Source organism: Halorientalis marina (assembly GCF_023028345.1).
Lineage (GTDB): Archaea > Halobacteriota > Halobacteria > Halobacteriales > Haloarculaceae > Halorientalis > Halorientalis marina.
Window position 1 is genome coordinate 545,531 of record NZ_CP095487.1, and the last position, 11,805, is coordinate 557,335.

11 protein-coding genes and 3 tRNA genes are annotated in these 11,805 nt (G+C 67.5%); 5 read left to right on the forward strand and 9 right to left on the reverse strand.

Going from position 1 to position 11,805, the window contains the following annotated elements; translation table 11 throughout:
- Positions 1-510: 510 nt before the first annotated feature.
- Together MUG96_RS02935 and MUG96_RS02940 are read left to right on the forward strand one after the other, a co-directional pair.
- Positions 511-1,941, forward strand: coding sequence for an APC family permease (locus tag MUG96_RS02935; protein ID WP_246986337.1), 1,431 nt, complete (start codon positions 511-513; stop codon positions 1,939-1,941).
- Positions 1,942-1,943: 2 nt separating this feature from the next.
- On the forward strand, positions 1,944-2,675 hold the full coding sequence (locus tag MUG96_RS02940) for a putative universal stress family protein (RefSeq protein WP_246986338.1): 732 nt from the start codon (positions 1,944-1,946) through the stop codon (positions 2,673-2,675).
- A gap of 181 nt (positions 2,676-2,856) precedes the next feature.
- Here MUG96_RS02940 and MUG96_RS02945 read toward each other — a convergent pair whose 3' ends face one another.
- Positions 2,857-3,066, reverse strand: coding sequence for a hypothetical protein (locus tag MUG96_RS02945; RefSeq protein ID WP_246986339.1), 210 nt, complete (start codon positions 3,064-3,066; stop codon positions 2,857-2,859).
- 153 nt (positions 3,067-3,219) lie between these two features.
- Here MUG96_RS02945 and MUG96_RS02950 point away from each other — a divergent pair, with 153 nt between their 5' ends.
- Positions 3,220-3,534, forward strand: a complete 315-nt coding sequence (locus MUG96_RS02950; RefSeq protein WP_246986340.1) for an ArsR/SmtB family transcription factor — start codon at positions 3,220-3,222, stop codon at positions 3,532-3,534.
- Between the two features lie 94 nt (positions 3,535-3,628).
- Here the strand turns inward: MUG96_RS02950 and MUG96_RS02955 are convergent, their stop codons facing one another.
- The 3 genes from MUG96_RS02955 to MUG96_RS02965 all read right to left on the reverse strand — a co-directional run bounded on the left by MUG96_RS02955 (position 3,629) and on the right by MUG96_RS02965 (position 5,426).
- Positions 3,629-4,720, reverse strand: a complete 1,092-nt coding sequence (locus MUG96_RS02955) for a bactofilin family protein (protein WP_246988605.1) — start codon at positions 4,718-4,720, stop codon at positions 3,629-3,631.
- A 429-nt stretch (positions 4,721-5,149) separates the two neighbouring features.
- Positions 5,150-5,257: transfer RNA gene (locus tag MUG96_RS02960), tRNA-Ile, on the reverse strand.
- Between the two features lie 64 nt (positions 5,258-5,321).
- Positions 5,322-5,426, reverse strand: a tRNA-Asn gene (locus MUG96_RS02965).
- A gap of 100 nt (positions 5,427-5,526) precedes the next feature.
- Here MUG96_RS02965 and cca point away from each other — a divergent pair.
- Positions 5,527-6,882, forward strand: a complete 1,356-nt coding sequence (cca, locus tag MUG96_RS02970; RefSeq protein WP_246986341.1) for a CCA tRNA nucleotidyltransferase — start codon at positions 5,527-5,529, stop codon at positions 6,880-6,882.
- 18 nt (positions 6,883-6,900) lie between these two features.
- Here cca and MUG96_RS02975 read toward each other — a convergent pair whose 3' ends face one another.
- The 5 genes from MUG96_RS02975 to MUG96_RS02995 all read right to left on the reverse strand — a co-directional run bounded on the left by MUG96_RS02975 (position 6,901) and on the right by MUG96_RS02995 (position 11,398).
- Positions 6,901-7,917 (reverse strand): histone deacetylase family protein, encoded by a 1,017-nt coding sequence (locus MUG96_RS02975; RefSeq protein ID WP_246986342.1) that lies wholly within the window; start codon positions 7,915-7,917, stop codon positions 6,901-6,903.
- Positions 7,914-8,354, reverse strand: a complete 441-nt coding sequence (locus tag MUG96_RS02980) for a histone (protein ID WP_246986344.1) — start codon at positions 8,352-8,354, stop codon at positions 7,914-7,916. The genes MUG96_RS02975 and MUG96_RS02980 overlap by 4 nt, the downstream gene beginning before the upstream one ends.
- A gap of 96 nt (positions 8,355-8,450) precedes the next feature.
- The gene (locus tag MUG96_RS02985; protein ID WP_246986346.1) at positions 8,451-9,902 is read right to left on the reverse strand and encodes a single-stranded DNA binding protein; all 1,452 of its coding nucleotides are present in this window, start codon (positions 9,900-9,902) and stop codon (positions 8,451-8,453) included.
- 147 nt (positions 9,903-10,049) lie between these two features.
- Positions 10,050-10,718: a hypothetical protein gene (locus MUG96_RS02990; RefSeq protein WP_246986348.1), complete on the reverse strand. Its 669-nt coding sequence runs from the start codon at positions 10,716-10,718 to the stop codon at positions 10,050-10,052.
- A gap of 59 nt (positions 10,719-10,777) precedes the next feature.
- A complete protein-coding gene (locus MUG96_RS02995; RefSeq protein WP_246986350.1) occupies positions 10,778-11,398 on the reverse strand; it encodes a DUF7504 family protein in 621 nt (206 codons plus the stop codon).
- Between the two features lie 152 nt (positions 11,399-11,550).
- On the opposite strand from MUG96_RS02995, the gene MUG96_RS03000 reads away from it, so the two are divergent.
- Positions 11,551-11,623, forward strand: a tRNA-Arg gene (locus MUG96_RS03000).
- The last annotated feature ends 182 nt before the right edge of the window (positions 11,624-11,805 follow it).

The following is an 11,805-nucleotide window of genomic DNA, read 5'->3' on the forward strand; positions in this document are numbered from 1 at the left end:
TGACCGAAAACGTCGGCGACGAAACGAACCCCATGCCCCCCTCTCGGCCCGGGCGGTCAATCTCGCCGTCCGGACGGTGGGCCTGACCGAGACCCCGAACGCTGGCGACTATCACCGGAACGCGGGGGCCGATCACGTGCTCTCACCCGAACCAATCCTCGGCGAACAGCCCGTGAGCAAAGCAGTCGACGCGTTCGACCCGGGGCCCATCGACGTAGATCGGCGAGGGATTCGATATCGCGGAGAGCAACGTGGTCGAGCGGGCGGGAGCTGCCATCGCCGGTGTCTGGGCCCGGGGGAACGTCCAGCACCCACCCCCATCGGGCGCGCGATTCGACGCCAGACGCGTTCCCGGATTCGGTCGTGGGGGCACTCCACGACCCCCTGGGGCTGCCTCCCGTCCGGAGCGATCTCGGCCCAGGCGACCGCTGAACCGCTCGATCCTGCCGTGATTGGGGGTCGGTACAGCTGTCCGGCGGCTTTATCCGGCTGCTGAAACCATTCGTCGATATGCCTGAACGGCCTGTCGATGTCGAACCGGCGGGCGAGAACGTCGCCGGTGAGACACCCGCGGCTGAACCGGAAGCCGTCACCGACGACACGACAGTCCACGACGACGACGTCGAACTCGAACGGACCATCGGGCTGGTCGGCGGGCTGGCGATCGGGATCGGGACCATGATCGGGGCGGGAATCTTCGTCTTTCCGGGGCTGGCGGCGTCCAATGCTGGCCTCGCAGCGACCCTCTCCTTTGCGATCGGCGGCCTGATCGCGTTGCTCGTGGCGCTGCCGACCTCCGAACTCGCCACGGCGATGCCCCGGAGCGGTGGTGGCTACTACTTCATCTCGCGGGGGATGGGGACGGCGTACGGTGCAATCGTCGGGCTGGGGCTGTGGCTGGGGCTGATGTTCGCGTCCGCGTTCTACCTGGTCGGGCTCGGTCACTACGCGAGCGCCGTGTTCGCCGAACTCGGCATCGGACTCCCCTTCAGTCCCGTCATCGGAATCGGACTGCTGTTTGGCGTCGCACTGACGGCACTGAGTATCGGGGGGACGGAGAACACCGCGAAGATTCAGAACGCGGTCGTGGGGATCCTTCTCGTGGTGCTCACGGCTTTTCTCTCGTACGGTGTCCTCGACGCTGTGGGCGTGTTCGGCGGTGGAAGCGCGCCGGAGCAGTTCTTCTCCAGAGGGTACTTTCCGGTGTTGACGACCGCGGCGCTCGTGTTCACGTCGTATCTGGGGTTCGCCCAGGTCGCGACCGTCGCGGGCGAGATCAAACAGCCGGGTCGAAACCTCCCGCTGGCGATGGTCGGCTCGGTCCTGATCGTCACCGTCTTCTACGTCGTGACCATCTTCGTCGCGACCAGCGCGTTCGGTGCCGAACGGCTGGGAGAGTTCGGGGAGACGGCGATGGTCGAAGTAGCCCGTGACTTCCTCGGGCTGCCCGGTGCGGTCGCGATCCTGGGTGCCGGGCTGCTGGCGACGTTCTCGAGTGCGAACGCGTCGATTCTCAGCGCCTCGCGGGCGGTGTACGCACTGAGCCGTGATGCTCTGCTTCCCAGAAAGGCGAGCGAGGTCAACCTCCGGTACGGCACGCCACACGTCGCACTGCTCGCCGCCGGTGGTCCGATCCTCGTCCTCGTCGCGACCGGGCAGGTCGAACTCCTCGCGGAGGTCGCTTCCTTCCTCCATCTGATCATGTACGGGCTGATGTGCGTCGCCCTGCTCGTGTTACGACGGCGAGACCCCGAGTGGTACACCCCGAGCTACCGTGTCCCGGGATATCCGCTGGTCCCGGTCGTCGGTGCGCTGGCGAGTTTCGGACTGATTGCTTTCATGCAACTCGCGTCGATCGGTATCGGCATCGTGGTCATGTTCGTGTCGTACCTCTGGTATCGTTATTACGCTGGAGACGTCACACTCAAAGGAGACATCTGACCATGACGGACCGACCATCGATCCTCGTCCCGATTCGCGTGCTCCAAGGCGAATCGGTCCCCGAGGGGGTTCCCGGACTCCTCGCCGACACCCACGTCGTCCTGCTCGGGTACCACGTCATCCCGGAGCAGACAGCCCCCGGACAGGCGCAGCTGCAGTTCGAGGACCGCGCCAACGACCGACTCGACGAGTACGAGGCGATGTTCGAGAAGTCGGGTGCGACCGTCGAGCGCCAGCTGGTGTTCACCCACAACGGACAGAAGACGATCGACCGGCTGACGACCGAGCACGACTGCATGGCCGTGCTCGTCCCGAACGCCACGGGGGCCGTCGAGGACGTCCTCGTCGCCGTTCGTGGTGCCGTGGGCATCGACCGCCTCGCCCGTGTCGTCGCGGGCGTGTTCGGCGACATGGACGTCTCGGTGACGCTGTACCACGTTGCCGAGGAGGACGAAACCGACGACGACGTGCAGACTCTCCTCGATGGACTGGTGGATCGACTGGGGGACCTGGGGATGGACACGTCGACGATCGGGACACGTGTCGACCGCGATCAGGGGGCACTCGATGCGATCGTCGGGGTGGCCGACGAGTTCGACACCGTCGTCATGGGTGAATCCGACCCCTCCCTGACGACGTTCGTGTTCGGGTTACCGGCCGACCAGGTGGCTGACCGGTTTCTCGGCCCCGTCCTCGTGGTGCAGCGGGAACCTCCCCGAGAGACGGACGACTGAGTTACCCACCGTGAACCGGCCGGGTAGTACGCGCCGTTCGTCCGGGCTGCTGTCTCTCCCCCGAGTTCAATGATATCGATCCGCGGCTGTGATGCACTTCGAGACGTGGATCAGGCCGAACACGCCCGCAGTGAGTCCGATCGCTGCGGGGCGGACCAATCGGACGTGTCGACTGCGACAGTCACGGAGTTGCTGGCGGGTACTCGTCACTCGTCGTACCGGATATCCGTGACGCGCTGGGGGTGGGCGTCGCAGTCCCCGCACGCGTATCCGGTCCGGCCCGCGTTCCCGTCGGCGAGTCGTCAGCTGCCGTCGGCGTTCCCGGGACGAACGCGGCACAGCCAGCGAGAAGAACCAGCGGCGCGGCGACGACGAGATGTAACGTTCGCATGCGAGTGAGTGCGTTGCAGCGAACCATAGCCGTATCGTCGGTACTCGCGCGGTGGGAAGCGGGGATCGCCGGACCGAGCACCCCGTGTCGGAAATACCTGGGCGGCACAAACTTTCTTGAGTGGCGTCATGGAACTCCCTGACGGGGGTTCCCGTGCTCCTCACCCGAAACGAGACAGAGATCGACAGCGACCGTTTGGTAACTGCCCTCGGGAATCCACGAGCCAGTCGCCTCCTCGTCGAAGCGACGGAACCGATGACAGTCCCGGAACTCAGCGACACCTGTGACGTCCCGCTCTCGACGGCATATCGGAAGGTCAAGCAACTCGAACGGGCGGGCCTGCTCTCGGAGTCGAGCGGATTCGACTCCCAGGGTCACCACGCCACACGCTACGAGCGAACCTTCGATTCGGTGGAGATCGATCTTGGCGACGACGGAATCTTCGTACGGATAAGCGACGGACCGTGATGAACGAAGGCCGCGGAGCGACCGTCGGCTAAACGCCGACGAACGGCTGCGAGACCGGTCGGAGCCGGTTCCGGTGGACGGGACCGAATCCTGTTCAGACGGACATCGGTCCGGTATCGTCACCCGACTCCGCTGGCGTTTCCTGGGCGTCGGGTTCGACGCCGCGGTACCGGCGGCTCAGCAGGACCGCGAGTGCGCCGACACCGAGCAGCACCACGCCCAGTTCGACGAGTCCGCCGACCACGGGAAGGCGGGACGCGATCGCGAGTGCGACCAGTCCGGCGAGGAGCGCGGCCCACCTGTTCTCGACGCCGGCCAGCCCGACCAGCCACGTCCCCACAGCGATTCGCCCGTAGACAGCGCCGGTCCAGGCACCGAACACGAGCAGCACTACCCCGACGACCGACAGCGGGATACCGACGATAGTGAGCGCCAGCAGGACGAGCACGACCGGAATCGCGAGCAGCGCCAGCAGGCCGACACCGGTCGTTCGGAGCGGCGACTCGATCATCCGGTCGGTCGCGGCACGCGAGAACGCGGGGAACGCAAGCAGGAGGAGGGCACCCAGCAGAAAGTTCGCGGCGAACCCGTAGCCGGTCGTCAGCCAGTCCGGAAGGAACGGTGGCTCGTCAGTTACTGCCCCACCGAGGTCGGTCTTGGTGATCGACCCGCCGACGGCTGCGTCCGGGTTGCGCTTGAGCAGCCCGTCGTAGGTGACGTCACCACCCACTGACGATCCAGCTGCGAGTGTGATGCTCCGGCCGGTTGCCTGGAGGTCACCCCCGACGCTGCCGCCCGGCGCGATCCGGATGACCTCGCCGGAGGCGGACACGTCACCGTCGACGGTCCCGGCGATCAAAACGTTCCCCGCGGCCGCGTCGAGGCTCCCGCCGACGGTCGCGTTGGGTCCGACCTCGACGTCGCCGGCTGCGGCGTCGACGTCTCCGCCGACCCGCCCCGTGACTTCGACACTCCCCGCGAAGGCGTCGAGGTCACCCGTGACTGTCCCCCGGACGACGACGGACCCCGCGAATGCCTCGAGGTCACCCGTGACTGTTTCGTTCTCGTGGACGACGACGACGCCGCCAGCACGTGACTCGGCAACGGCGACACCCGGCAGAACGGACAGAACGACGACGACGCTCAGCAGGAATGTGAGTAGTCGTGATACGGCGGATTTTCGCATATCGCTCACCAACTGGAGAGACGGCAGGGAGCGAAATAACCTCGTACCGCCATTCTCACCGGCCGAGAACGGTGCTTATCGAACTATCGTCCATCGGGAGCGTCGTGCCGTCGTTGACTAACTGGGAGGCACGGACGAACGAGCCACGGACCGTCGCCGGCGTCGATCACGCCGACACACCTCCTCGATTCGCAGACCCCGATTACCGAGTACTCGAAATGATTCAGAACGGGGGTGTTCTGGCCCTGGGAGTACCGGCGAGAACGCGGGATAAAACCTCTAAGATGCTTGTTTTCACTTCGGCCGGAAACCGGGAGCGCAACGAGTGGGCCCTGGCGGATTCGAACCGCGGTCGCAGCAGAGCTGCTCCCTGCTTCGAATCCGCGGGCGGCACGGTCTCGTCGCTCACGGTCTGTTCGCGACGAGAAGTGGGCCCTGGCGGATTCGAACCACCGACCGCCCGGTGTCCCATTTCGCCTGGCCGCTGCCAGCGCGAAAGTATGAGCCGGGTGCTATACCAGACTAAGCTAAGGGCCCTCTGTGAATTCGTTCTCGACGGCTGGACTTTAGCCTGTCGGCATGGGGAACTCGAAAACGGGGACGCCACCGCCAGGGCTCGAACCTGGGACTACCTCGTCTCTGCGGTGAACAGGGTATCCCTCTTCACCGTAACAGCGAGGTGCTCTACCAACTGAGCTACGGCGGCTCTCCGTGACGCACTCCGAGATAATCCGAGTTGTAAGAAAGGACTTTCGCTTTCGGCTGGCACCGACACGCTTTCACGCGGCCCACGCCAGGACGGGGATATGAGCGAGGAGTTCGCTGCCGTCGTCGACCGCGTTCGCGAGCGGGTGACGCCCGACGCCGACGAACGCGAGCGGCTCCGGGCCGCGACCGACCGGCTGGTCGAGCGGACCGAGGCCGCCGTCGCGGACCTCTCGGTCGACGCCGACGTGATTCTGGTTGGCAGCACGGCCCGGGGGACGTGGCTCACCGGCGACCGCGACATCGACCTGTTCGTGCGGTTTCCCCCCGATCTCGACCGCGAAGCCCTCGAAACCTACGGCATGGACGTCGGCTGGGCGGTCCTCCCGGACGGGCGCGAGGAGTACGCGGAACACCCCTACGTCGTCGGGGAGTTCGAGGGGTTCACCGTCGACCTCGTGCCGTGTTACGACGTGGCCGACGCGACGGCGATCCAGTCGGCCGTCGACCGGACGCCCTTCCACACCACCTACCTCGAGGACCGCCTCGACGACGACCTGGCCGCAGAAGTCCGGGTCTGTAAGGCCTTCCTGAAGGGCATCGGCGTCTACGGGAGTGACCTCAAGACGCGGGGCTTCTCGGGGTATCTGACGGAGCTGCTCGTGCTCGAATACGGCGGCTTCCGACCGCTCCTCGAGGCGGCCGCCGACTGGCACCCGCCGGTCGAACTCGACCCGGAGGACCACGCCGCGGAGTCGTTCGACGCCCCGCTCGTGGTGATCGACCCGACCGACCCCGAGCGCAATGTCGCGGCGGTCTGTGCGGCCGAGAACGTCGCCCGCCTCCAGCACTACGCCCGCGACCTGCTCGCCGACCCCCGGACGGACCTCTTCGAGCCGCCGGAGCTCGACCCGCTCTCGCCGGCGGACCTACGGGCCGCGCTCGCCGACCGCGGGACGACGCCGGTCGCCGTCCGGTTCGAGGCACCCGACGTCGTCGAGGATCAGCTCTGGCCCCAGTTGCGCAAGTCGCTGGGCGGGTTGACCGACGAACTCGACCGGCGGGGCTTCGACGTGTTCCGTGCCGAGGCCTTCGCCGACGAGTCGGCGGTCCTGTTCGCCGAACTCGCGGTGGCCGAGCGGCCGGCCGTCGAGCGGCACGCGGGGCCGCCGGTCCACGTCCGCGACCACGCGACCGGCTTCTACGAGAAGTACGACGCCGCCGACGCGGTCTACGGGCCGTTCGTCGACGACGCCCGCTACGTCGTCGAGCGCGACCGCGAGTTCGCGACCGCCCGCGCGTTCCTCGACAGCGACGCCCTCCTCGACGTGGCGCTCGGCGCGCACGTCGAGACGGCCCTCGAAAACGGGTACGACCTGCTGGTGGGCGAGGAGACGGCGACGCTGGCCGAGTCGTTCGGGACGGAACTGGCCCGCTACTTCGCTCCGCGGCCCTGACCGTCGGCCGCTCCGCCCCTACTCCTCGACGCCGGCGAACCCCTGGTCCCGGACCTCGGCGATCACGTCGAGCGCGCGGTCGTTGGGCTCTTCCTCGGGCATGACCGGTTCCCGGCCGTCGAACACCTCGTGGACCATGCTGACGCTCTCTGCGAGGGTGTCGAGGCCGTAGCCGCCTTCGAGCAGGAAGCCGAGGCCGGCGTCGGCGCGGTCGGCGAACTCCCGGAGCCGATCGGTCAGGACCCCGTACCCTTCCGTGGAGACGCGCATCCGCGAGATGGGGTCGTGACGGTGGGCGTCGAACCCCGCGCTGACGAGCAGCAGGTCGGGGTCGAAGGCGGTCAGTGCCGGCGCGATGAGTTCGTCGATGGCCGCCAGGTACTCGGCGTCGCCACACCCCGCCGGGAACGGGACGTTCATCGTGTACGCCTCGCCGTCGCCCGTGCCGGTCTCGTCGATGTCGCCGCTGCCGGGGTAGAGCCCCTCCTCGTGCGTGGAGACGTAGAACACGTCGTCGTCCCCGTAGAAGATGTCGTTGATGCCGTTGCCGTGGTGGACGTCCCAGTCGAAGATCGCGACCCGCTCGGCGTCGCCCTCGTCGATGACGTGACGGGCGGCGACGGCGGCGTTGTTGATGAAACAGAAGCCCATCGCGTCGTCGGCGACGGCGTGGTGGCCCGGCGGGCGGCCGAGCGCGAAGGGGGTCTGCCGGCCGTCGTCGCCGGCCAGCGCGCGCTCGGCGGCCCAGACGGTCTGGCCGGCGGCCGCGAGCGCCGCGTCCCAGGTGGCCTCGACGGCGACGGTGTCGGAGTCCCAGTCACCGCCCCCTTCTGCGCAGAACTCTTTGATGGATTCGACGTAGGCGTCGGTGTGGACCGCCCGGACCATCTCGTCGGTGGCGGGGTCGGCGGCGACGTACTCGACGCCGTGTTTCTTGGCGAGTGCCTGCCGGATCGCCCGGAGCCGGTCGGCACTCTCCGGGTGTCGGTACCCGGTCGTGTGAGCGAGGCAGTCCTCGTGATACCCGAATTTCATTCGAAGTACTGCGCGAGCTCGAAGTACGCCTGGACGTCTTCGGCTTTGACGGTCCGCCGGTCGGCGTGGCGTGCCAGGTCCGCTGCTGCCGCGGCCACGTTGTCGGCGTACGATTCGAGTATGTCCGCCAGTGCGATCCGTGCGTCCATCGCTACCCGGTAGCTGTCGTCGATGTCCAGCCGCGCGATGCGGTCGACCGGCGCGACGGGCAGTTCGAGCCGGTCCTTGTCCGGGACCGTCTCAACGCCGAAGTCCGACGCCATCAACGTCTTCCGTCCGTCCGCCGTCGCCTCCTCGGCGGCGTCGATTGCCAGCGCTGCCCCCCGCTTTTGAATCCGGCGTGCGAGTTCCTCCGCCGCCTCCGCGCTGACCCTGAGGTTCCCGGCGTTCCGTCGGATGACCGTATCGACCGGCGCGAACGGAAGCTCGACGCTCATAGACCATACCGGGAGGGACGCGGTCTTACAACTTTCGGTGGCCGCGCTCGCGCCCGCTCGGCCCGCAAACCCGCCTCCAGCGCTCTCGCCACCCCGTCAGAACACGTCCTCGGCGTCGAGCCTGTCGTCCCGTAACTGCCCGCGTGCGGTGATCTCCTGGCCCAACTGGACCGTCGCGTCCGTCTCGACGCTCATCGTCTCCTCGCCGTCGTCGAGCACCACCGGCTCGCCGGTCTGGACGACCGTCCCCGTGAACTCCACCACGTCGTCCTCGTCGCTCTCGGCGGCCGCCACCGCCGTCCCGGCGCCACTGCCGCCGTCGCTCGCGGCTTCCGCGTCGGCGGTCGCGCCGTCGTCGCCCGCGAACGCGTCCAGCCCGGCGTTTCCGCTGTCGTCCGTGCCCGCCGACCCGCCCCCGGCGCCTGGTCCGACCGTCGTGTCCCCGTCCTCGAGGACGACGACCGTCGAGCGCCAGTTCGCCGAGGCTTCGAGGTCGTCCTGCCAGCCGTCCTTGATCTCCACGTCCGCGACGAACACCTCGTCGCCCGGCTCGATCTCCTTGTCGGCCTTGTCGCCCCACAGCGCGACGCGAATGTCGCCCGTCTCGTCCTGGATGCGGACGTTCCGGACCTGCCCCTCGGAGCCGTCGTCGCGGTCGAAGGTCCGCTTCGGGTCCGCCGACCGGACTACCCCGCCGATGTCGACGGTCTGGCCGATCTCGACGGCGTCGATGGCCGCCGTCTCCGGCGTGAACTCGACCGATTCCTCGATCTCCTCGATGGCGCCCGCTTCCCCGACGTGGAGTTCGAGGTCGCCGTCGCGCTCGCGGACGTAGCCGTCGACCACCTCGACGGGCGTCCCCGGCGACAGTTCCTCGGCGCGTTCCGCGCGCTCGTCCCACATCGTCACGCGGACGCGGCCGGTCTCGTCGCCGAGGGTGAGATTCGACACCCGTCCCTCGGAGCCGTCGTCGCGGTCGAAGGTCCGCACCGAGTCGGTGTCGAGCACCAGCCCGCGGACGTTCACGTCGGAGCGACCGAGCACGAGGTCGTCGATGCTCGTCGTCGCCCCGATCTGGACGTCGATCTCGACCTCCTCGTCCGGTTCGGCCTTGTCGACGCTGACCTCGAGGCCGTTGTAGCCGTCCTTCGGCCGCCCTTTCACCCGGAGTACGGCACCGGGTTCGAGCCCGCCGTCCGCGACGGCCGCGGCCTGCTCGTCCCAGAACGAGAGGGTGATGCTGCCGGTCTCGTCGGCGGCCTCGACGTTGACGACGCGGCCGTCCTCGTCCTCGCCGTCGCGCTCGAAGGTCCGGACCTCGCCGACCCGAACGACCTTCGCGAGGAACTTCACCTCGTCCATCCCGGGTTCGACGTCGGCGATGCCCTCCACCTCGCCGTCCTTGAGCTCGTGCGCGATGAGCATCGCCGCCGTCTCCTCGTCCGCGAGCCCGCCCATCTGGTCGATCTTCTCCTCGACGGCCTCGCGGAACTCCTCCTCGGAGACGTCGGTATCGAGATCCGCGTAGATGTCTGCTATCGCACCCATACTAGTGTCCGTGGTGGGTTCCGCTCCGCTTAAGCGTTGCCGTCGGCACCCGCCGGCACCGCTCTCCGGTGGTTTCTCCGTACTCGGCCGGTCGGTCATAGGACTCGCTGGTCGCCCGTTCGGATTTAAATCTCGGGGCGGACGGCGCTACTCCCCGGCGGTCGTCGTCGGCGTCGGCGACGTGGGTGCGCTCGCGCTCGAACTCGCGTAGCCGGCGCTGGCCATCGGTCGCCGGCCGCTCCGTCCGTCGTGGACGACCGACGCGTTGCTCGGGAACGCGTCCGCGAACTCGAAGCGAGCCTCGTACCCGATGGCACCGAGGCACTGCTGGCACACGTCGGGGCCGTCCTCGGGGTCGGCGGTCGTGATCGTCACCGTGACGCTCCCGCCGTCCTCGTCGTGGTCGATCACACTCACGTCGACCACCCTGCAGGGGTTCGCCGCGTCGACCGTCCCCGTCACGACCAGCGTCCGCTCGTCTTCCGCGAACTCGACGTCGTCGACCGTGTTGTCGCTCGGGCCGGTGCCACACCCCGCGTCGGTGACGCTGACCGTGTAGTCGACGCCGTCAATCGTTCCGGTCCGCGCCATCGGATCGCTCGGCGGCGTGCCCGGCGTGGCGGTCCCCGTCGTACCGTCCGCCGTCGTGACCTGGTCCGAGGCCGTCCCGGGCGGCGTCGACTCGTTCGTGCTCGGAGTCTCGTCGGCGCCCGCCGGGTCGCTGCTGTTGTTCGCCCCCTGATTCTGCGTACAGCCGGCGAGGGCGCCGACCGCGCCCGCGCTGGCCGCGACTGCGAGGAATCTGCGTCTGTGCATATTCCCGGCAACAGCCCCCTAAAAAAAGCCTCTTGTGAAGAGTCAAACCGGGGTTTGACTCATCGAGTTCGGATGGTCCACTCGTCGTCGCCGTACTCGACGCTCGCGTCGAACAGGCCCATGATCGTCGCGAGCGTCCGGTCGTCGTGCGCGGCGGGGTCGAGGTGGTAGTGGCCGGCGGCGTCGGCACCCTTCACGCGGCCGGTGAGAGCGTGACAGAACTGGAACGCCGGCTTGAGATCGGTGTACTGCAACAGGGCGGTCAAGGAGTCGAAGCAGAGCCGGACCGGGCCGGCCGTCGAGTCGAGGTGGTCGCTGAGACGAATCCCAAGTCCGGTCAGGTCGGCGGGGCTGTCCACCGACTCCGCCGACCACCGGCTGGCTCCGTGGACCTCGAGGTCCTCCAGGTCCGCCGCCGTCCCGTCGCCGACGCCGACGACGATTCCGCGCTTCGGCGGCTGGACGGTGTTGTCGTACCACCGCTCGACCCATTCCTGTGCGGACTGTCGGTACGTGACCGCGAGGACCGTCCTCTCCCCCGGATCATCGCCCGCGAGCAGGTCGGTACAGACCTCGACACCGGTGCTGCCGAACGACGGTGTGAGTACGAGTACGCTTCCGTACCCCTCGAGTTCCGCCGATAGCGTCTCCGATGCCCGGTGTTTGACCTGCTTTACCATACCTCTATTCCCGGAGTCATGGCGCATAAGATTGCTGATTCTCAGAAGGAACTAACTACCAATCCTCGGTACTATGCAACCGAGACGCAACCGACCGCCGGCTCCCCCCGAATCGTAACCCCTTTATCCGGCACCGCGAAACGTGAGGGTGAGTCCTGATAGGGTAGTGGACTATCCTCTTGGCTTGCGGAGCCAGGGACCGGAGTTCAAATCTCCGTCAGGACGTACACGGCTTCGCCGTGTCCCACTTTTTCGGGTGACTACACATGAGAGACGCCTATGTGGAAAGCCAAGTACCAGGGTTACAGTACCCGAAACGACCGCAGTATAGCGATTACGAATACCTGTCAGGCCAAGTTCAGTAAACCCCGCCGTCTGGCGATTTTGAGCCAGAAACAGGGTAACTG

What these genes read in the sequence shown, in the direction of transcription:
- MUG96_RS02935 (WP_246986337.1), top strand. Translation starts at nt 511, where the DNA reads ATGCCTGAACGGCCTGTCGATGTCGAACCGGCGGGCGAGAACGTCGCC.
- MUG96_RS02940 (WP_246986338.1), top strand. Translation starts at nt 1,944, where the DNA reads ATGACGGACCGACCATCGATCCTCGTCCCGATTCGCGTGCTCCAAGGC.
- MUG96_RS02945 (WP_246986339.1), bottom strand. Translation starts at nt 3,066, where the DNA reads ATGCGAACGTTACATCTCGTCGTCGCCGCGCCGCTGGTTCTTCTCGCT.
- MUG96_RS02955 (WP_246988605.1), bottom strand. Translation starts at nt 4,720, where the DNA reads ATGCGAAAATCCGCCGTATCACGACTACTCACATTCCTGCTGAGCGTC.
- cca (WP_246986341.1), top strand. Translation starts at nt 5,527, where the DNA reads ATGAGCGAGGAGTTCGCTGCCGTCGTCGACCGCGTTCGCGAGCGGGTG.
- MUG96_RS02975 (WP_246986342.1), bottom strand. Translation starts at nt 7,917, where the DNA reads ATGAAATTCGGGTATCACGAGGACTGCCTCGCTCACACGACCGGGTAC.
- MUG96_RS02980 (WP_246986344.1), bottom strand. Translation starts at nt 8,354, where the DNA reads ATGAGCGTCGAGCTTCCGTTCGCGCCGGTCGATACGGTCATCCGACGG.
- MUG96_RS02985 (WP_246986346.1), bottom strand. Translation starts at nt 9,902, where the DNA reads ATGGGTGCGATAGCAGACATCTACGCGGATCTCGATACCGACGTCTCC.
- MUG96_RS02990 (WP_246986348.1), bottom strand. Translation starts at nt 10,718, where the DNA reads ATGCACAGACGCAGATTCCTCGCAGTCGCGGCCAGCGCGGGCGCGGTC.
- MUG96_RS02995 (WP_246986350.1), bottom strand. Translation starts at nt 11,398, where the DNA reads ATGGTAAAGCAGGTCAAACACCGGGCATCGGAGACGCTATCGGCGGAA.